The organism is Arthrobacter sp. Z5-13 (genome assembly GCF_056499105.1).
This window is the reverse complement of the sequence record NZ_CP096460.1, coordinates 454,239-473,151: the sequence shown is the minus strand read 5'-3', so window position 1 is coordinate 473,151 and position 18,913 is coordinate 454,239. Positions and strand designations below refer to the sequence as shown.

Annotated in this window: 16 protein-coding genes; 6 read left to right on the top strand and 10 right to left on the bottom strand. The window is 62.6% G+C overall.

The genetic code is table 11. From position 1 onward, the window contains the following. Positions 1–67 precede the first annotated feature (67 nt). Positions 68–595, top strand: a complete 528-nt coding sequence (locus M1E02_RS02155; protein WP_479376527.1) for a hypothetical protein — start codon at positions 68–70, stop codon at positions 593–595. On the opposite strand, the gene M1E02_RS02150 is transcribed toward M1E02_RS02155, so the two are convergent. Beyond that, positions 567–1,244 carry an anti-sigma factor family protein gene (locus M1E02_RS02150; protein WP_479376526.1) on the bottom strand — a complete coding sequence of 226 codons (678 nt, stop codon included), beginning with the start codon at positions 1,242–1,244 and terminating at the stop codon, positions 567–569. The genes M1E02_RS02155 and M1E02_RS02150 overlap by 29 nt on opposite strands. Then, positions 1,241–1,741: a sigma-70 family RNA polymerase sigma factor gene (locus M1E02_RS02145; RefSeq protein WP_479376525.1), complete on the bottom strand. Its 501-nt coding sequence runs from the start codon at positions 1,739–1,741 to the stop codon at positions 1,241–1,243. The genes M1E02_RS02150 and M1E02_RS02145 overlap by 4 nt, the downstream gene beginning before the upstream one ends. Positions 1,742–1,921: 180 nt before the next feature. Between M1E02_RS02145 and M1E02_RS02140 the strand changes: the two genes are divergently transcribed. Continuing rightward, positions 1,922–2,449 (top strand): COG4315 family predicted lipoprotein, encoded by a 528-nt coding sequence (locus tag M1E02_RS02140; RefSeq protein ID WP_479376524.1) that lies wholly within the window; start codon positions 1,922–1,924, stop codon positions 2,447–2,449. A gap of 52 nt (positions 2,450–2,501) precedes the next feature. Next, the gene (locus M1E02_RS02135; RefSeq protein WP_479376523.1) at positions 2,502–2,684 is read left to right on the top strand and encodes a VOC family protein; all 183 of its coding nucleotides are present in this window, start codon (positions 2,502–2,504) and stop codon (positions 2,682–2,684) included. A 155-nt stretch (positions 2,685–2,839) separates the two neighbouring features. Here M1E02_RS02135 and M1E02_RS02130 read toward each other — a convergent pair whose 3' ends face one another. The 6 genes from M1E02_RS02130 to M1E02_RS02105 form a co-directional block, all read right to left on the bottom strand. Continuing rightward, positions 2,840–3,622, bottom strand: coding sequence for a hypothetical protein (locus M1E02_RS02130; RefSeq protein WP_479376522.1), 783 nt, complete (start codon positions 3,620–3,622; stop codon positions 2,840–2,842). Next, on the bottom strand, positions 3,619–4,173 hold the full coding sequence (locus M1E02_RS02125; protein WP_479376521.1) for an RNA polymerase sigma factor: 555 nt from the start codon (positions 4,171–4,173) through the stop codon (positions 3,619–3,621). The genes M1E02_RS02130 and M1E02_RS02125 overlap by 4 nt, the downstream gene beginning before the upstream one ends. A gap of 131 nt (positions 4,174–4,304) precedes the next feature. Beyond that, entirely contained in the window at positions 4,305–4,925 is a 621-nt protein-coding gene (locus M1E02_RS02120; protein WP_479376520.1) for a protein tyrosine phosphatase, read from the bottom strand. Between the two features lie 149 nt (positions 4,926–5,074). Next, positions 5,075–5,383 (bottom strand): hypothetical protein, encoded by a 309-nt coding sequence (locus M1E02_RS02115; protein ID WP_479376519.1) that lies wholly within the window; start codon positions 5,381–5,383, stop codon positions 5,075–5,077. A 475-nt stretch (positions 5,384–5,858) separates the two neighbouring features. After that, entirely contained in the window at positions 5,859–6,788 is a 930-nt protein-coding gene (locus tag M1E02_RS02110) for a GGDEF domain-containing response regulator (RefSeq protein WP_479376518.1), read from the bottom strand. Then, entirely contained in the window at positions 6,785–10,102 is a 3,318-nt protein-coding gene (locus M1E02_RS02105) for a response regulator (protein ID WP_479376517.1), read from the bottom strand. The genes M1E02_RS02110 and M1E02_RS02105 overlap by 4 nt, the downstream gene beginning before the upstream one ends. Before the next feature lie 225 nt (positions 10,103–10,327). On the opposite strand from M1E02_RS02105, the gene M1E02_RS02100 reads away from it, so the two are divergent. Continuing rightward, entirely contained in the window at positions 10,328–10,921 is a 594-nt protein-coding gene (locus tag M1E02_RS02100; RefSeq protein WP_479376516.1) for a DUF5655 domain-containing protein, read from the top strand. Here the strand turns inward: M1E02_RS02100 and M1E02_RS02095 are convergent. Further along, positions 10,887–13,169, bottom strand: coding sequence for an MMPL family transporter (locus M1E02_RS02095; protein WP_479376515.1), 2,283 nt, complete (start codon positions 13,167–13,169; stop codon positions 10,887–10,889). The genes M1E02_RS02100 and M1E02_RS02095 overlap by 35 nt on opposite strands. A 166-nt stretch (positions 13,170–13,335) precedes the next feature. Between M1E02_RS02095 and M1E02_RS02090 the strand changes: the two genes are divergently transcribed. Beyond that, the gene (locus M1E02_RS02090) at positions 13,336–13,839 is read left to right on the top strand and encodes a MarR family winged helix-turn-helix transcriptional regulator (RefSeq protein WP_479376514.1); all 504 of its coding nucleotides are present in this window, start codon (positions 13,336–13,338) and stop codon (positions 13,837–13,839) included. A gap of 84 nt (positions 13,840–13,923) precedes the next feature. Here M1E02_RS02090 and M1E02_RS02085 read toward each other — a convergent pair whose 3' ends face one another. Then, positions 13,924–15,117 carry a baeRF2 domain-containing protein gene (locus tag M1E02_RS02085; protein WP_479376513.1) on the bottom strand — a complete coding sequence of 398 codons (1,194 nt, stop codon included), beginning with the start codon at positions 15,115–15,117 and terminating at the stop codon, positions 13,924–13,926. Positions 15,118–15,376: 259 nt separating this feature from the next. Between M1E02_RS02085 and M1E02_RS02080 the strand changes: the two genes are divergently transcribed. Beyond that, positions 15,377–18,898 (top strand): DEAD/DEAH box helicase, encoded by a 3,522-nt coding sequence (locus tag M1E02_RS02080; RefSeq protein ID WP_479378037.1) that lies wholly within the window; start codon positions 15,377–15,379, stop codon positions 18,896–18,898. The last annotated feature ends 15 nt before the right edge of the window (positions 18,899–18,913 follow it).

Sequence of the window (18,913 nt, the reverse complement as noted above, 5' to 3'; positions counted from 1 at the left end):
ATTCGCTCGAGAACCAGCGAATGGAGTACAAGCAGGGCTTTCCTCGACATCCGCTAGTGTGTCGACCATGGGTACGGTAGCTGTGCGCAATGTTAAAACGATTGCGGGGGTGCTCCTGGTTCGGGCTGCCACCACCGGAGCCCTGCTGGGAGCGAGCATCAGCGCTGGGATAGCGGGTTTTTCTACGCTGCAGGCAAACCTGTATCCAGGGCAGTTCGGACTTTGGGGCATGAACGCTGGACAAATCCTCCTCATGGCCATGCTTGGCCTCATCCTCGGAGCCCTTGCCGGCCTGGCAACGTGTGCCGGTTCCCTGGCCGCCTTGTGGATTGAAGCAAATAAGGCCCCAACACAAGTGCTGCCGCGGGCACTTACTGCAGGGGTCGGAGCCGGCACAATAGCACTCATTTACGTTGCCATCGCGTTCATATTCCTCGGAGCAACTGGCTCTGCTCCGGCGGTCATCGGAGCCAGTCTTGCCATCGCGTCGGGGCTCCTGGCGGGATTTCATACTCGACAGTTGACGCACGGTGGACGGTTCCACTCTCCGGCTGCAGAAACATCAATCAGGACGGACCCTCCGGTACCGAGATAACAGCCACAGCCTGCTGCCGATCATTGCGTAACTCGACTTCGGAAATGGAGGTGAGCTGCACCGGCGTTGCCCCCGTGACGCGGATGCGGCCACTGGGCGTTGCCGTCCACGCGCACGCCCTGTCCTCAACGCCGGAGCGGTCCTTCACCCACAAGGACAACGTTCCGTTCAAGGGCATGCTGCGGCCTTCCAGGGCGAGCTCGGTCCCCCAGTTTTTCTTGACCAGCCCAACTGTCACCTGCAGCCCGCTGCTTGCCTCCACCGAATAGCTGGCATCGGGCGTGGGTGGCGGGTTCAGCAGCGGCGCGGCGACGAAGCCGATAGCCAGGCAAGCGGCAGCGACGGCGCCCACAACAGCCGACCAGCGCCGTCGTAATTTCCGTCGACGCACAGCAAGTTCATCCAGCAAAGCCGGCGGAACTGTACGGGCATCTTCAGTTTCGCCCTCCGGCGAGCGGTTACAGGTCAGGGCTACTGCGTCCGGGACGGGAAGTGTCTCCAGCAGAGAGGGAAGGCTCTTGAGATCCTCAAGCTCGTTGCGGCACTCTGCACAAACCTTCAGATGTTCCTGGAAGCGGCCAGTATCGGCCGCATCAAGGCCGCCCAGGAGGTAGGCGCCCAACAAGTGGTGGAGCTGGTCCCCGCTCACCGCTGCACTCCCATTTCATCCAGGATGGTTCTCAGCGCTTTGACTGCGTAATAGGCGCGCGATTTCACCGTGCCCAGTGGAATGTTGAGTTGGACGGCGGCTTCGCTGACCGTGAAACGCCGGTAGTGCAGCGCGACAAGGACGTCCCGGTGCTCTGCGCTGAGCCGCAACAGTGCTTCCTGCATGAGTACCCTGTTCAGCAGTTCGTCGACGCGTTCGGCCGCCTCGACGGGATCGGCTACATCGCGTTCCGTCGCTTCGATGGGACGCCGTTGGGCCTTGCGGTAGTTGTCAATCATGATGTTCCTGGCGGTACGGAAGAGGTAGCTGCGAAGGCTGCCTGTGATCTGCGGAGCATGCTGCCACACCCTGAGCACTGTCTCCTGCACGATGTCATCCACCCCGTGCGGGTCAGGAGAAGCGTTCAGGACAAAACGGCGGAGCGCTTGCCCGTGTTCCCGATAGATGGCAGCCACTACCTCTTCATCAAGCGGCACGTGCCTTCCTCTTTTCTATCCCGCCCCGTACGACGTTCCAGCCCCGTGATTGGTTCATTTGAACCATTCTCCGCCCCTTGGCGTCATACCTGTTATCCCCGGCTGAGTGCCATCGTTGGTGGTAGCCCAACCAGAATCATCGATGCATGCAAGACTCCGTACTCACCTCAAGGAGCAGATATGAACAAGCAATGGGGCGTGGCCTTTTCCGCACTGGCACTGGCGGTGGCACTCGCTGGCTGCGGCGGAAACCCCGGAACCACCAGCCCCACCACCGGTGCGCCTCTCCCGGTCACCTCAGCTCCGGCGCCCGGCGCCACCACCGCTGCGGCAGCCGACGTCGAACTCAAGACTGCCTCCTCGACGGCGGGGCAGATTGTGGTGGACGCCGAAGGGAAAAGTGTCTACTTCTTCACGAAGGACGTCAAGGATTCCGGAACCAGTGCTTGCAAGGATGCCTGTGTTGCTGCCTGGCCTGCCGTCACTACCACGTCCGATGCACCCACAGTGGAAGGCGTCACTGGGACAATCGGCACCATCAATACAGCGGACGGCTCGAAGCAGATCACCATCAACGGCCTGCCGATCTACTACTTCGCCCAGGACAAGGAGCCTGGCGACATTCTGGGCCAGGGGGTCATGGATGTCTGGTATCTGGTCAGTCCCGCAGGAGACATGATCAAGTCGGCGGCAGCCGGCGGATACTGACGCAGGGGCGCAGGGACGCTCTGTCGAATGCCCCGAGCGGTACGGTTGAGTTTTGAACGCCACTATCGATCACCTGGTCATTGCCGCCGATTCGCTGGAGCAGGGCGAGGCCTGGTGCGCGGCCGCATTCGGCGTTCAGCCATCCGGTGGTGGCAAGCATGCGTTCATGGGTACTCACAACCGGGTGATTGCCATCAGCAGCGCGAGCTTCCGGCGCAGGCCCTCGATGTGCTGAAGCTTCCCGCCGTTCACACAGGTCCTACCGGCGTCGCGCAGAATCCACCGCTCACCGCGACGCTGGAATCGCCGCTCGGCCCGGTTGTGCTGGACGGGTGGCACTCAAGCAGCTGAATACGTTGCTGTGCAGAAAGCTCCACTCGCTGCCGTGGCTCAGGGCTGCGGGGTGGCCCCGTCAGTACGTTGCGGAGTGGGGACTGCCGGCAGGGACGGCAGGCCCAGGTCCGGTGGTGTTAATCCCGGGGCAGGGATCCCGGGCGCTCCCGGCACGTCCTGAATCGCAGGCGGTGTCCTGTTCAGCCAGGGGTTTTGGGATGACTTCCCGGGCACTGCACCCGGATCGGCGGTACCGTGTGACCCGACGTCCTGACCGGGCTGGGCGCCATTGCCTGGGCTCCCCTGCGTCCCCGACGGGGCAGGGGCAGCACCAGTCGGCGACGGCAGCGTCCCCTGGACCTCCCCACCGGTTTCCGCTGGTGCCGGTACCGTCTGGTTCTTAGGATCCTGTTTGTTGCTCTCGCCCGCAAAAGTGGCGGCGATGGAGCTGAAGGCCGAGTGCAGGGTATCGCGGACGCCCTGGTCGGCTGCTGCCGCTGCACCGCCTCCAGCGGCAAGCGCAGCAGCTACGCCAAAGATTGTCAGCGGGAGCCGGCGCTTGTTACGACGGCGGGCGGCGAGGTCGACGACGACAGCACTTCCGGCGTCGGTCTCGTCGTGGTGAATCACGGCGTCGGGGGTTCCGGCATCGAGGCCGGATCCAGCGCTCTTGGTTCCCTCCATGAGGGCAAGGATCTCGGCGCTTGGCCCTGGTTGCTCGGCTCCCAAAGAACGAAGCTCAAGCAGGACGGGGCGGAGATCGTCTGCGTCTTCAAGTCCGGCTTCAGCCAGGACCTGGTCAATGATCCGTTCGCTTCCGGATACGGGTGTGTAGCTCATGATGTGCCTTGTTTCGTAATTGACGCACGGTCCCTAAGTGCGCAAAGTGCCCGGCGCTGCAACTGCTTTACAGCTCCCGGAGTCTTGCCCATAATGTCTGCCACTTGTTCTACTGACAAGTCGGCTACGACCCGCAGCGCCAACACTTCGCGGTAGTCCTCGCTGAGGTCCTCCAACAAAGCGGCGGCTCCCAGCCCGTTGGCCTGCGACATCGCCTGGTCTTCAGCAGATGCCGATCTGCGTCCATCCAGCTCTGCCTCGTAAGGGCTCAGAGCGAGCGTACGTTCGCTGCGGCGGTAGTGGTCCACCATCCGGGCATGTGCAATGGAGAAGATCAACGATTTTGCCCCCTGCAGCCCGCCCGTCAAGCTTTCCAGTTTGGGAAAGAAGGCCAGGAAGACGTCTTGGGTGACAGCCTCGGGGTCGTCTACTCCCCTGGCCCGAAGGTAGCCCAATACTGCGCCGGAATATCTGCGGTAAGCGACCGTGAATAGCACGGACGGATCTGCGCCGTCAGTGTGCACGTATTCATCAGTCACAGAGTCCAGCAATCGGGCTCCTCCATCCGTGCGGCGAAGTCAGCGTTCCTGATCATGGAACGGCCCTGACGTCGCGCGCGTTTGTGGGCCGCGGAGCTCCTTGCGGTTAGGCACGAGGCCCCGCGGCCACTAGAGATAAAGCGCTACGGGCGTACAGCCGATGAGGCAACGTCAGCGGCCTCCGTGGGAACCGCGACAGGCAGTTCCGGAGCTGCCGGTACGGCAGCCTGGGTCGGCAGCTCGGGGAGTGCCGGAGCCTCTACTTTAGCAGCGGCCGATCCGGAGACCTCAGCCTGGCCTTCAACGTTACCTGCAGCCTTGCCTGCCTCGATGACGCCGGCGCAGTAGCTTTCAATGCCGGTTTCGCCGCCGGCAGCGATGCTCAGCGAAACGAATCCTTCGGAGGAAGCTGCGAGGCCGCCCTTGGTGAAGGCGGTGCAGAGACCGTAAGCGGCAGGACCGGCTGCGTCAACAGCAGCGGTCGCGCTGGCAGCGGCCGAAGCCTCTGCTCCGGCTTCTGCTCCGGCCTCAACCTTGGTGTCCTCAACAGCCTTGGGGGCAGCGTCAGCGGCAGCCTTGGCTGCGTCTGAAACGCCGTCAACGTGGGGTGCCGGGGCTCCGAGCAGCTCGTGGGCGCTCTGCTGGACCTCGGTGGGAAGTGCGCCGGCGTATGCTGCGGCACCGGTGCCACCAACGGCCAGGGCGCCTGCGGCCAATGCGCTCGCGGCGACTTTACTGGTGGCAATAACAGTGAACAAGGACATGAAACCCTCCGAAGAATTTGGGACTGGTGCAAAACCGGTTCGTGTACAACCGGTAGGTCAGGTGGTGCGAAGCAACGCCCGCACTCCCTATACATCGCCCTGCACCACGGATCGGTTACGCGATATCCAAAAGTTTTTTCCGGAGACTTTCACGCAGACATTGTGAGCAGCTTTTCCGTCCGCCGCAGCCTGAAAAAGATCACCAGTGCCATGCCGGCGACGGCAAGCAGAACGATCCCCCACCACAGTGATGCAATGTTTCCCTTGTCCTGGTTGACCATGTACGCCGTCTCAAGGTTCCGTGAGGATGTGGCGCCGTTATCCTTTGCGCCGGAGGCAGGAGCGATACCTTGGCCAGCGGATCCTATTCCCCCGGCTGGCTGGGCCTGTTGGGTGTTTGAGCCAGAACCGTCGGCTACCGGAGCGGCGCCTGTGGAGGATGCGCCGGGGCTACCCACGGCTGCTGTGTTGTCGGGTGAGGCAGAAGGATTTGGACGGGGGCCCTCGGATGGAGCGACGGCCCCTTCCGTCGGACCCGGGTTGAAGGGTTCAGCGGGAGAGGTGGGTGCGGGGGCCGCAGTCGGGTTTGAAGGCGTTCCCGGAGGAGCCGGAGCCTCCGGGGGATCTCCCGGATTCGGCGGAGGTTGGGTGGGTGTGGGTTCGGCCGTCTTAGGTGGGGACGGGGAGCAGAACAACAGGAAGCACGAGTCCTGTGGCGTTGGGCCTGCAGCATTGGCCGCAGGAATTCCTGCGGAAAGAACCAGCATCGCTCCGACTACACCGGCTGCAGCAGCGCGTCGAAGACCCCCATGGAAACCAGTCATCGTCGGTAAAACGGTGAACATTGGAGAGACCATAGTGACTCACACTAATCAATCACTTCAGGGAAGGGAACCCGGGACAGGACCATTGCTTCCCAAAAACAGCAGCAGATCAGGCCCCGTCACGGGGGATTCTGGAGTTCATTGCCACCCTGTTCCGTCCTTCAGCTTTGGCTGCATATAGTGCGGCATCTGCCTCCTCGAGGAGCTGCTCGCTGCCTGGCCTGTGACCCTCCCTGAAGGCCGCGATCCCCGCGCTGAGCGTCAAAACGCCTGTAGGGTCACCGCTGTGAACGATCCCCAGGGCCTGTACAGAGGCCCTGGCGCGCTCCACCAGGGTTTTCGCAGTGCGCCAGGACTGATTCGGCAACACCAGCAGGAACTCCTCGCCGCCGAACCGGTAAATTCCATCGCTCTTTCGGCCCTGCTTGGACAGCACTGCCGCCACTTCCTGCAACGCAATATCACCCGCCGGATGTCCGTAGATGTCGTTATAACTCTTGAAATTGTCCACATCGCACATGGCCAGGCAATAGTCCTGGCCATGCCTTTCACTGAAGCCGTGTAACAACTTCAGGTCCTCGTCGAGCTTGAGCCGATTGGACAGCTTTGTCAGCGGGTCTGTCCGTGCCTGTTCGGCAAGAGCGGAACGGTAGCGGGCAAGGTCCGCATGCAGGGAAGTGATCCGGAGCGCCACGAGCAGACGTGTGTGCAGAGTGAAGGGATCCAGCGGTTTGGTGACGTAATCATCCGCCCCTGCTTCCAGCCCTGCAAGGACATCTTTCCGTGAACCCTGCGAGGTGACCAGGACGATGTACGTGTAAGAGTCCGTCCCCGCGGCACGGATTGCCCGGCACAGCGAAAGCCCGTCGAGCCCGGGCATCACAAGGTCTGTAACCACTGCCTGCGGCCGGTACTGCTGGTACAGCTTCCAGGCCGAATCACCGTCGGCGGCCGCGATGCATTCATGACCCGATTGTTCGACGGCGGCCTTGGCTACAAGCAGCGAACCCGGATCATCATCGGCCACCAGCACCCTCATGGCGCCATTGCCAACGCGTCGTGCAGTGCTTTGTCCACTAGGGCGAGCTCGGCCGCCAACCGGTTCAGGAGTTCGGAATCGCCTTTTTGACGGGAACGTCCCTGCTCCTCAAGCTGCTCGCAAAGTGCGACGGCGCCCCGGGCGCCGATGTTGGCTGCCGCGCCTTTCAGCTTGTGCGCGGCCCGCTCAAGTGATCCATCGGGCCCATTATCCAAAGCCTGACGGAGTGCCTCCAGACTCGGGGCAATGTCCTGACTGAATGCCTGAACAGCTGCCGGTAAAAGGCCCATTCCGTCGTCCGGACCCAATTCACGCAGCACGGCCAAGCGTGCCGGGTCAACAGTCATGGCGTCCGGAGCAGGCTGTGGAGCCGACGCCGGGGCCAGCGACGCCGCCGGCGTTGACGTTACCCAGCGGGCAAGGGCCTGATCGAGCTCCGCCATGTCCACTGGTTTGGTGAGGTAGTCATCCATACCGGCTGCCCGGCAAGCTTCGCGGTCTTCGGCCATGGCTCCGGCGGTCATGGCAATGACAGGGAGCGTGGCCCCCTTGCCTCCTCGTGCCCGGATGGCCCTCGTAGCTGCAAACCCGTCCATCACAGGCATGTGGCAGTCCATGAGAACGGCCACATAATCAACGGCCCCAGTGGATTCCAGGGCTTGCGAGCCGTCCGACACAATATCCACCTCGTAGCCCAGCTTCACCACCATGCTGCGAGCCACCAACTGGTTGACCTCGTTGTCCTCCACCACCAATATTCTGCCTTTGGAGGGAACATCGGGTTTGACGGTTGGTGCCGGCACCGGTTTCTCGTCAGGGCCCGGGGAAGGAGTGACAGCCGTCAAGCGCATCAGCCGGTCAAAGAATTCCGAATTGCGAACAGGTTTGGTCAGCCATTCGCGCACCCCCGCGGCCGCCAGCTCTTTTCGGTCAACCTGCATAGTGGACGTCAGCATGATGATCCGGGTTGATTGAAGGGCCGCATCGCTGCTCAGTGCGCGTGCAAGGTCCAAGCCGTCCATGTCGGGCATGCACATGTCCAGGACAGCAATATCGTAAGGCCGGCCCTCGGCGGCGGCCTGGCGGCATCCCGCCAAGGCTGAGGGGGCGTCAGAATATGCTTCGGGCTTCATGCTCCAGCCGCTCAATTGTGATTCCAGGACGAGTCGGTTGGTGGCGTTGTCATCCACCACAAGAACCCGGAGCGCGGTGAGGGCACCTTGCACGGGAGCAGCCGGAACGCCGCCCTCCAATATCGGCAAGCGCACCATAAACCAAAAGGTGCTGCCTTCACCCAAGGCACTCTCGACGGAAATCTGCCCACCCATCGCTTCGGTGAGGCGCCGGGAAATGGCCAGTCCCAGCCCGGTCCCTCCATAGCGGCGGGTTGTGGAGGCATCTGCCTGCGAGAAAGATTCAAACAGCCGCTGATGGTCGTGCGGAGCTATCCCGATACCCGTGTCACTCACTTCGAAGCGAAGGACTACCTCAGACGCGTCTTGGTCCGTGACAGTGACGCGGATGGCAACCTCCCCCGACGGGGTGAATTTCACGGCGTTGGACGCCAGGTTCAGCAGGATCTGCCGGATCCGGCCGGAATCCCCCACCAGCTGGGCGGGGACTTCCGGGTGGCAATACGCAATCAGTTCCAGCTGCTTCCCCTGCGCTGCTTCCGCCAACAGTCCGGCCACTTCCTCCACTACGAGCCGGGGCTCGAACGGGGAGTACTCCAAATCAACCTTGCCCGCTTCCAGCTTTGAAAAGTCGAGAATGTCGTTGATTAGTGCCAGCAGCGCTTCTCCTGCGCCCTTGACTCCTTCGGCATATTGCCGCTGGGTCGCATCGAGGGGCGTTTCCAGGAGGAGAGCGGTAAGTCCCACCACCCCGTTCATGGGCGTCCGGATTTCGTGGCTCATGGTTGCCAGGAACTCGGACTTTAGCCGGCTGGATTCGAGTGCTGCCTCCCTCGCGTCACGGAGCTCCGCCTCATTACGCCGTCGTTCCGTGATGTCCTGGGCGATAGTTGCTATTCCATGGGTTCCGGTTTCTCCCCGGATCGGAGACATCGTCAGGGCGACCGGAATGATAGTGGCTCCATCACTGTGAACCCGTTCGGTTTCGTAGCTGCGGGTTTCCCCCTCTTCCGTAACATTCGCGGTGAAGGATTCCTCGATTCCGCGAAGGTGGTCCGGAATGAGGAAGGAGATGTTCCGGCCGATCACATCCTCCATGCGGTAGCCGTAGATCCGCTCCGCCCCGGGATTCCAGCTGGTGATTTCTCCTTCTGGGGTGGTTCCAATAATGGCGTCAGCGGAGGAGTTAACGATGGCTGCCAGGCCCTCCAGCTCTGCCGTTCGCTTGGTTACTTTGGATTCCAGCTCCCTTGTCAGCGTGACGTTTTCGAAGACAATCAGGACCTGGCGCACCATGACCAGCACAAGCAGCACCGCTCCATTGATCAGGAGGAATCCGTCAGAATTGGTGACCGAATGCACGGCTGAAGCTACTACAGCACCGATCACTGGTACATACGGGAGCAACTCCAGCATGAGGACATATTCGCGCCGATCACCAGTTGATCTTGGCTTCTCCGGGACGAGGGGCGCCAGCGCCAGCAGGAGGAAGGCTGACACCCAGCCCATTGCCAGCGGTGTTCCGGTGGAGCCGGTGTAGCCTTCGAAAACCAGTCTCACGTAGATGCTGTCTGTCATCGCCAGGACCAGGAGTCCCCCGCCAAGGCAGAGCCACGGTAGCCGGTCTCCGGGGAGGCTGCGCATGCCGAGCGAAAGCACCAGGGAGGCCATCAGCACATCAACCATGGGGTAGGCGAGGCCGGTGATCTGGCTGAGGTGGTCGGCGTTTTCTACCTGGTGAAGGGGACCTAGTACGGTTACCCAGCTGATGAAGAGGATGGAGCTGGCGATGACCAGCGCATCCAGGACCACCCGCAGCCGCGCAACCAGTGGTGCAGGGTCCCTCGGAAACAGGAATAGCCCTATGGCGGCTGGTATGGCATAGCCAAGGAAGCCGAGGTCAGCCGCTGAAGGAAACGGGTACTGGTGATTCAGGGTGAGGCCGTAGTAGGTCCAGACGGACATGCCGGCTGCATAAACAAGAGCGGAGATACTGAGGAAGAGCCAGGCCCGGGCCTGATGCGGCTTTTTGCGTGCACCCCGGGCGCAGCTGACTGCGGCGCTGAGTGCCGCCAGCAGGATGCAGATGTTGCCAAGGGTCTGGGACGAAGGTGCCCCCGGGTTGGAGCCCAGGACCACGCCCAGGGCAGCCACAAATACAGCCGAGGCAACGGCGAACACCCAGGGTAGCCTCCCCCTTCGTCCTGTAGAGCCTCGCCCTTCCACGGCAGGTTTGTTTTCAAGCGTAAGCATGTGAAGCCCCCGATCCCCCGACCAATCCCCCAGACCAACGCCAAGACCGATCCCCGGACCCGGAAAGCTGTCCACAGCACCTGGGGACGTAGCAGCAACTTTGCCATAAGCGGCGTGAGTATACTATGGCCGCCAGCCGCTAGCATTTAGAGCATGGCCGAGCCGAGCGATCTGAAAAATGCTGCCAAAACGTGGCAGACCATGGTGGATAGCAACCAAGCCCTGCTGCTGCGTAAATCGGGGCACGATGTGGGTTGGTGGGCGGAACGCGCCCGGGCTGCAGGTTTGAAAAACGACGCCGAACTCCGGGAGTGGATGCGGCAGGAGCACAGCATCACCGGCTACGCCCAATATGCAGTGTCCTGGGAGATGTTCGGCTACCCGGAGTTCATGCTGCGCGATGCGGACGAACTACTCGATGCCCAGTACGCCGAGCATCCGGAGCTGCGACCGATCGCCGATGCCCTGCTGGCCTGGGCGGCGGCGACAGACGGTGTGGAGATCCAACTGCGGAAAGGCTACGTTTCCCTGCACAGCCCACGGCGGAAGTTTGCACAGGTGGCACGGACCACCAACACAATCGTGGACGTAACCCTTCGTTTGGATTCACCCACTCAGGGAAGATTGGAGGCCGTGAAGGCCCGGGCAGATGACCCCTTCACCCGCCGGCTCCGCCTCAAAACCCCTTCAGAAGTTGATGGCGAGGCCCTGGCTATCCTGCAGAGCGCCCTGGAGCAGAACGGCTAGCCGATCCCGCGAAGTCCCCTTCGCCGTCGTCGCCCTCGCTCCGCCCGCGTGGACCTGACGCGTCCTCGCCTGTTGTGCTCCTGCTCAGCCTTCCCGGCCACCACACCTTCCGGCCCAGATCGTAGGCCAAAGCGGGAACCAGGAGAGAGCGGACCAGGACAGTATCAACGAGCACGCCGAAGGCGACAATGAATGCCAACTGCACGAGGAACATGATGGGGATGACTCCCAAGGCAGCGAAGGTGGCTGCCAGCACCACTCCCGCAGAAGTGATCACTCCGCCAGTCACGGCCAGTCCGCGCAGGATTCCTGGCCTGGTGCCGTGCTTCAGCGACTCCTCGCGGACGCGGCTCATGAGGAAGATGTTGTAGTCCACCCCAAGCGCCACCAGGAAGACGAAGCCAAAAAGCGGCACAGTGGCGTCAGCGCCAGGGAAGCCAAAAACTTCGTTGAACACCACTGCTGAGACGCCCATGGCGGCGGCGTACGAAAGCACAACAGACGCCACCAGGAGGACCGGGGCCAGCACGGATCTCAGCAGCAGCATCAGGATCAGCAGGATGACGGCAAGGACTATGGGAATGATGGTTACCAGGTCCCGTTGGGCTGTGGTGTTCGTATCCAGGGCCGTAGCCGTGACGCCGCCAACATCGGCATCGGCGTCCGCCTTTTTGACGTTGCTGCGCAGGTTCGAGACCGCTTTCTCGGCGTCAGGGGAATCAGCCGCGAAGTCCAGGGTGGCATTGATGAGCACCTTCCCCTCACGCACCGCCGGGACGCCGGAAGCCCCGGTGACAGGCACGCTTCCTTCCGCCAGGACGTAGGCGTTTCCGACGCCGTCAGTGGCCTTTGTCTGGTCGAGGACCGCCTGGGCGCTGGACTCGCCGGTGACGATGACAGCGGGGCTGCCTGAACCGGCGTCGAAATGGCGGGCCAGCGCGTCCTGGCCGTCCACCGCGTTCGACGGCGAAAGGATGACTTCCGTTTGCGGCACACCGTTGGCCTTCAGCTGAAGGATGCCCCCTGATGCTGCCAGCAGCAGCAGGACCGATGCCACCCAAACGATCCGGGGCCGCCGGGAGACCAGCGAGCCCGTGGCCTTCCACAATCCTTTTTGACCCTCCAAACCCGTGGTCAGGCGCGGTTCGCGGTCGACGTCGGGCACCAGTTTCGGGCGGAATGGCCAGAATGCGGAGCGGCCCAGGAGCGCCATCAGGGCCGGAAGCAGGGTCAAGGCCGCAAGGAGGGCGCAGAGGATGCCGGCTGCAGCCACGGGCCCAAGGGCCTTGTTGGAATTGAGGTCGGAGAACAGCAGGCAGAGGAGGGCAATGATCACCGTTGCTCCGGATGCCAGGACCGGTTCGAACGAGGCCTTCCAGGCGACACCCGTCGCGGCCGTCCGGTTGATGGTGTGGGTCAGCGCCTCCCTGAACCGGGCGACATAGAGCAGCGCATAGTCTGTGGCGGCACCGATCACCAGGATGGACAGGATTCCCTGGCTCTGCCCGTTGAGCTGGATCCAGCCGAGCTTGGCCATGCCGAACACCAGCAGGATTGCAGCACACAGTGCGAAGACAGAGGTCAGCAGGACGGCGATCGGTAGCAGCAGCGAGCGGTAAACGATCAGCAGAATCACGAAGACAGCGCTCAACGCCACCAGCAGGAGGATGCCGTCAATCCCTGCGAATGCATTGACGAGATCTGCCGTCAGGCCAGCTGGGCCGGTGACATATGTCTCCATTCCGGCGGGGGCAGACTCCATCAATACAGCCCGCAGTTCCTGGACCACTTCCTTGACTTCCCCTTCCGAGGGCACCGGAACCAGAAACTGCACCGCTTGCCCGTCCTCGGAGGGAATCGGACCAATCACGGTCCCGCCGGGCTGCACTCCTTCAAGCCTGTCCTTCAAGGCGGCTGTTTCGCTCAGCTGGGCAGGAGTGAAAGCCGCCTCATTTTCGACGACGATCACTGCAGGAATGACGGCGGAATCGCGGAATTTGTTCTGCCATTCCTGCGCCGCCGTAGCCTCCGCCCCTGCGGGCAGGAAAGAGGCCTGGTCGTTGGAGGATACTTCGTCGAGCCTGCCGAAGGTGGGGCCGCCGACCCCAGCCACGCCGATCCAGGTGAGAACAAGGAGAGCCGGTAGCAGCGCGCGCAGCCAGAAAGGAGAACGGTTTTCCGTTCGGTCCTGCTGGCTGGCTTGCCTGGGGTCCTGCTGGCTGGCTTGCCCGCGGCCGAAGCGGCTCATGGTTCTCCTTTGGCAGTGGGCTCCGGAAGGTCAGCAGCAATCCTGCCAAAACCGAAGTAGTTCCATCGTAAAGTATCTCCATGATGGATACAATTGGATCAGTAAAACAAGCTCTGATGTAAGGAACAGCGATATGCTCCACTGAAAGCGATACCGGAAGGCAGTTGTGTCACTCGATCCATCCCAACAGCGCGAGTCACCACCCTTGGTCCGGCTGCTTCAGGAGTTCACCCTGGAAGCCAACAGATATGTGGACGCTGCCGGCGGGCGGAACGACATGCACCGTACCGACCTGAACGCCCTGGCCGTGATCATCCGCCACTCCGCGAAGGGCCAGGTGGTGACCCCCGGCGTTCTGCGAAAAGAGCTGAACCTCAGTTCGCCGGCCACCACTGCGCTCATCGACAGGCTCCACGCGTCAGGCCATGTGGTCCGCGAACGTCAAGGCACGGACCGGCGGCAGGTCCAGCTCCGGATGACGCCGAAGGCATACAGCGACGGCGGAGCCATGTTCCTGCCACTCGCCCGGCACATGGGCGAGGCGTTGGCGGAATTTACACCGGAGGAGCTCGAAGTCGCCACCCGATTCATGAATTCGATGATCGAGGCCACCATCAGCGCGGGCAAGGAAGCATCTGTGGGGGAACCGGCAGTCGCGGAGGAGCAATAGCGGCGGATAACCGCCCCTACCACGACGGCGGGACGCCCAGATGTTCCCGGGCGTCCCGCCGTCGGGTGCGGCTTTCGGCAGTTGCTAGCCTTCTCCGGGAACCGGCGGACCCACCTGCCAACGCAGGAGCGCCGCCACCATCGCGCCGCCCGGAATCGCTGCCTTGGGCAGGATTTCGACGTCGGCGTCCGTCAGTACGGCAGCCCTGACCAGCGCAGCAGCCGCAGCAGCCTTACCCAGGATCTGCGCTCCGAGGGTTTCCTCTTCCACTGTTGCTACCCAGGGGCTTGAGCCCAGGACCAGCATTTCCCTCGCCGGGTGGTTGTCATGATCGGTAGCCGTGTTTCCGGCGCCTGGATCTGCCGTCAGCTCCGTGCTCAGGACCAGCGTTTGCACCTGTGCCTGCTGAAGGGCGTGAACCACGGACCCGACGCCGAATGCCGCCTTTCCGTTGTTGTGCCCCTTCTCTTCCTCGAGCTGTTCGAGCAGCCGGCGCTGTAAATACGCCTGGTTTTCAGCCAACAACTTCTCGACGGCGGTATCCATAACTTCCGGATGTGCACCGCCGGCCCTGGTGTGCGAGTCCACGGTGGTAGCAATAGTCCGTGCGTTCTCCGACAACTGATGCAGGACCAGGTCCCGGGCCCGGACATCCCCGCCAATAGCAACGATTGCGGGGCGTTCAGTCCGAACAAGACGGTCTATTTCCGCCGCCACGTCTTCGGCATTCTTCCGCCAGATCTCCTCGGTCCGGTGCTGGAACTGCCCTTGGGACCAACCGCCACCAGGCACCTTTTTGAGGTTCTCCGTGCTTCCCTGCACTGATCGGCTGGATTCAGGCCCACCCGTCATGGCGCGGCGCGCATAGGCGAGCCTGATGTCAGCGCCCGAGCGGTCAACGCTGGCCGTCACCACCGGAATATCCGAATCGGCATGCCGGAGAAGCGGCAGGAGGTCGGGCACTACGCCGACTTTTACGTAGGGACTGTCGACTCGCTCGCCCGCGAGCACCTCGTCCACTTCTACCCGGCCGTCGTGGACCAGGAGGAAGCGGGCCACCGGATTCGGCACACCCTCCAGTGGCTGGATAGCTTGCTCCACAGCCTGGGCATCTGCCTTGGCAGCCCCTGCTGCAAGGAGAGCGTCACGGATCTGCCCGGGCCGGACGTCTGCCGCTTCGAGGGAGTCGACTGTTCCCGTTCCGGCGTCGGCCAGCACTGTGCACCAGGTGCCGTCCATCTCAAGGAGCTTCGAGAACCTCTCAAGGGTTGAATTCATGCCGTTCACCCGCTTCCCGGGTATTCGGTGTCGTCTGGAAGTGGCTGTGTTTCGCGCCATGGGTGGTATTTCCCCGCTCAACCATCTTGATCTCCTTTCCTTTTGAACCAAAGGCCAAACGTTCTGCAGATCACTTTCAACGCTAGCATCGGGCTGTTTCGAGGGGAACCGTCCGGGGCTACGTTCAGGCGCTCGTTTCGCTGACTAAGATGGATCAGATAACCTGCAGCATTTTGACCTGCCGAAAGTAGTGCATACCATTCCATCCCAACCGGACCAGAGTTCGGCGCTGGCAATTCAGACCCCCGCTATCAACGACCGCTCCCTTGCGGCCGGCTTGGCCTATGCCATGGGCAGCCGCGTCTCGGGCATCACTTTCGACGCCGCAACCGGGCTAATGCTCGGCAAAGTCAGGGGCGGGGCAGAGGTCCCGTATTCGACCACCGCCAAGCTTGTCCGGAAGGCCGGCGGCTGGAGTTGCACGGTGGGCGTATGCAGTTGCCCGGTTCGCAAGGACTGCAAACACGTCGCTGCGCTGCTGTTTGCCGCCGAGGACAATCCCGCCACCCGCGTCCAATTGCTGGCACCCGCCGAGATCTCGCGCCTGTCCCGTGATCAGCACACCGTGGAACTGGCTGATTGGGAGCAGGCACTGAGCCCACTCATCGCCAAGCCCGGTATCACCCAGTCCACCAACGGCATCCCCCTGGCCCTGCAATTTGAGATCGAAGAGCCGGCGCCGCACTTCTCCTACACAGGGCGCCGTGACCCGCTCCGAAGCGTCCGGCAGCTGAAGGCCCGGCCTGTGATCATGGGGGCGAAGGGGAAATGGATCCGCGGCGACGTCTCGTGGAACACCCTCAGCTACCTGAACTTCAAACGGGAGTGCAATCAGGAGCATGTGGAGTGGATGCAGGAGTTCCTGGCCTCGCATACGGTCCAGGCCAACCGCCAGCATGTCGCCTCGGCCCCATGGCTTGGGCTGAACACCTACGCCGGCAAGAACCTGTGGAGCCTGCTCGCTGAAGCACGGAAGATCGGGGTCGCCCTGGTCCACGGACGAGGACAGGAACCTGTGCGCTTCGCGGAGTCTCCCGCCGTCGTCGGGCTTAACCTCACCCGTTCCGGGTCAGGCGCCGGGGACCCATCGGATTCAGCCGAAGGGACGGCGGCTGAAGTCGCCGCTGATGCGGCCGGCGGCATTGTTGCAGCTGACGGTGTAGTGGGAGCCGACGGCGGCGGGCTGGTGCTATCACCCACGGTCACCGTTGAAGGCGAAGTGGTGGACCCCGCTTCAGTGGGCACCATTGGCCGGCCAGCCCATGGAATCTTCCTGACTTCGGACCACGCCACGCTTCCGGGAGTGGACGGGCCCGCGTCAGGTCCCGGAACCTCCTCCGCCGAACCGGTGATCACACTCGCTCCGCTGGAGAATGGGCTCAGCGAAGAGCTCCTGAACTTTGTGACCGCTGCGAACACCCTTCATATCCCAGCCAAGGATGAGAGCCGGTTCCTCACGGGCTTCTATCCGAAGCTCAAGCAGGCTGCCCGAGTGACGGCCTCTGATGAGTCGGTGAAACTGCCCACCTTGGCCGTTCCCACGCTGTCTCTGCTGGCAAATTATGGCGCAGACCACAGGGTCCGGCTGCACTGGGAATGGCATTACAAGTCCGGAAACCTGGTGACCGCCCAGCCTTTGTGGCGCCATTCGGACGACCATGGCTACCGCGACGACCCCAGCGAAGCCCGCATTCTGGAGGCCGTGGGCCAGCCGTGGGACGTTGTGCCCGCCCTAGGTGAATCCGCAGCCGGAGGCTGGGGCACGCCACGGATCGCGGCGTCTGTTGAGCTCAAAGGGCTGGATACGCTGGCGTTCACCGAGGAGGTGCTGCCGCGGCTCCGCGAAACAGCCGGCGTCGAGGTGGACACGGCAGGGGTGATCGCCGATTACCGCGAGGCCGACGAAGCCCCCGTCGTCGCTATTTCCACCAAGGCCACCGAGCAGCGGGACTGGTTCGACCTCGGAATCGTCATCACCCTCGAAGGCCAGCCCGTCTCCTTCGCCGCACTGTTTTCCGCGCTGGCAGCAGGACAGACCCGCATGCTGCTGCCAAGCGGCGCCTACTTCTCCCTGGATCTTCCGGAGCTGCACCAGCTCAGGGCCCTGATTGACGAAGCCCGGTCGCTGCAGGACAACAAGGACGCACCGCTCCAGATCAGCCGGTTCCAGGCAGGCCTGTGGGACGAGCTGGCGCATCTGGGAATTGTGGATGAGCAGGCGGCTGCCTGGCGGGAAGCGGTTGGCGGGCTGCTCGACGGCGGCACCAAGGGGCTTCCGCTGCCGGCTTCCCTGAACGCCGAGCTGCGCCCCTACCAGCTCGAAGGATTCAACTGGCTTACCTTCCTGTACAAGCACGGCCTGGGCGGAGTGCTGGCAGATGACATGGGGCTAGGCAAGACAGTCCAGGCGCTGGCACTGATTTGCGCGGCCAAAGAGGCGGCCGGGGTTGATACAGCTGGCACTGCAGCCGCCTCCGGGAAGGCGCCGTTCCTCGTGGTCGCGCCCACCAGTGTGGTGGGTAACTGGGAGGCCGAAGCTGCACGCTTCGCTCCGGGGCTGACGGTCCGGGCAGTCGGCGAGACCTTTGCCAAAAGCGGCGCCGATCCGGTGGAAGCGATGGCCGGAGCCGACGTCGTGATTACCTCCTACGCCCTCTTCAGGATTGACTATGACGCTTACGCGTCCCGCGCCTGGGCAGGCCTGATGCTGGATGAAGCTCAGTTCGTGAAGAACCACCAGTCCAAGGCTTACCAGTGCGCGCGGAAGCTGCAGGCGGGTTTCAAACTGGTCATCACCGGCACGCCGTTGGAGAACAACCTGATGGAGTTCTGGGCGTTGACGTCCATTGTGGCTCCCGGGCTCTTCGCCAGCCCGGGCCGTTTCGCGGAGAACTACCAGAAGCCGGTGGAAAAGAACGGGGACAAGGCGCAGCTGGACAAGCTCCGGCGTCGGATCCGTCCGCTGATGATGCGCCGCACCAAAGAGCAAGTCATCCGGGACCTGCCGCCCAAGCAGGAGCAGATCCTGGAAGTGGTCCTGAATCCGCGTCACCAGAAGGTCTACCAGACCCACCTGCAACGTGAGCGCCAAAAGATCCTTGGCCTGATAGACGACGTCAAAAAGAACCGCTTCACCATCTTCCAGTCCCTTACCTTGCTCCGCCAGTTGGCCCTGGACGCCTCCCTGGTTGATCCTGCCCTGACCGCGGTGCGGTCCAGCAAGCTCGATGTGCTGTTTGAGCAACTGGACGATCTTGTGGCTGAAGGCCACCGGGCGCTCATCTTCAGCCAGTTCACAGGCTTTTTGGGCAAGGTCCGTGAGCGGCTCATCGAGGAAAAGATCGAATTCTGCTACCTCGACGGCAGCACCCGCAACCGCTCCGATGTGGTCAACGAATTCAAAAACGGAACCGCACCCGTTTTCCTCATCAGCCTCAAGGCCGGCGGCTTTGGCCTGAACCTCACGGAGGCCGACTACGTATTCCTCCTGGATCCCTGGTGGAACCCCGCCTCGGAAGCCCAGGCCGTGGACCGGACCCACAGGATCGGCCAGGCGCGGAACGTTATGGTCTACCGACTGGTAGCCAAGGACACCATTGAGGAAAAGGTCATGGCTCTGAAAGCCAGGAAATCCCAGCTGTTCTCGGACGTGATGGAAGGCGATACCCTCGCTGGCGGATCGCTCACAGCCGAGGACCTGGCCGGGCTGTTCAACGACTGACCCCTGAGGTAGCAG

What these genes read in the sequence shown, in the direction of transcription:
- M1E02_RS02155 (WP_479376527.1), top strand. Translation starts at nt 68, where the DNA reads ATGGGTACGGTAGCTGTGCGCAATGTTAAAACGATTGCGGGGGTGCTC.
- M1E02_RS02140 (WP_479376524.1), top strand. Translation starts at nt 1,922, where the DNA reads ATGAACAAGCAATGGGGCGTGGCCTTTTCCGCACTGGCACTGGCGGTG.
- M1E02_RS02130 (WP_479376522.1), bottom strand. Translation starts at nt 3,622, where the DNA reads ATGAGCTACACACCCGTATCCGGAAGCGAACGGATCATTGACCAGGTC.
- M1E02_RS02120 (WP_479376520.1), bottom strand. Translation starts at nt 4,925, where the DNA reads ATGTCCTTGTTCACTGTTATTGCCACCAGTAAAGTCGCCGCGAGCGCA.
- M1E02_RS02110 (WP_479376518.1), bottom strand. Translation starts at nt 6,788, where the DNA reads ATGAGGGTGCTGGTGGCCGATGATGATCCGGGTTCGCTGCTTGTAGCC.
- M1E02_RS02100 (WP_479376516.1), top strand. Translation starts at nt 10,328, where the DNA reads ATGGCCGAGCCGAGCGATCTGAAAAATGCTGCCAAAACGTGGCAGACC.
- M1E02_RS02095 (WP_479376515.1), bottom strand. Translation starts at nt 13,169, where the DNA reads ATGAGCCGCTTCGGCCGCGGGCAAGCCAGCCAGCAGGACCCCAGGCAA.
- M1E02_RS02085 (WP_479376513.1), bottom strand. Translation starts at nt 15,117, where the DNA reads ATGAATTCAACCCTTGAGAGGTTCTCGAAGCTCCTTGAGATGGACGGC.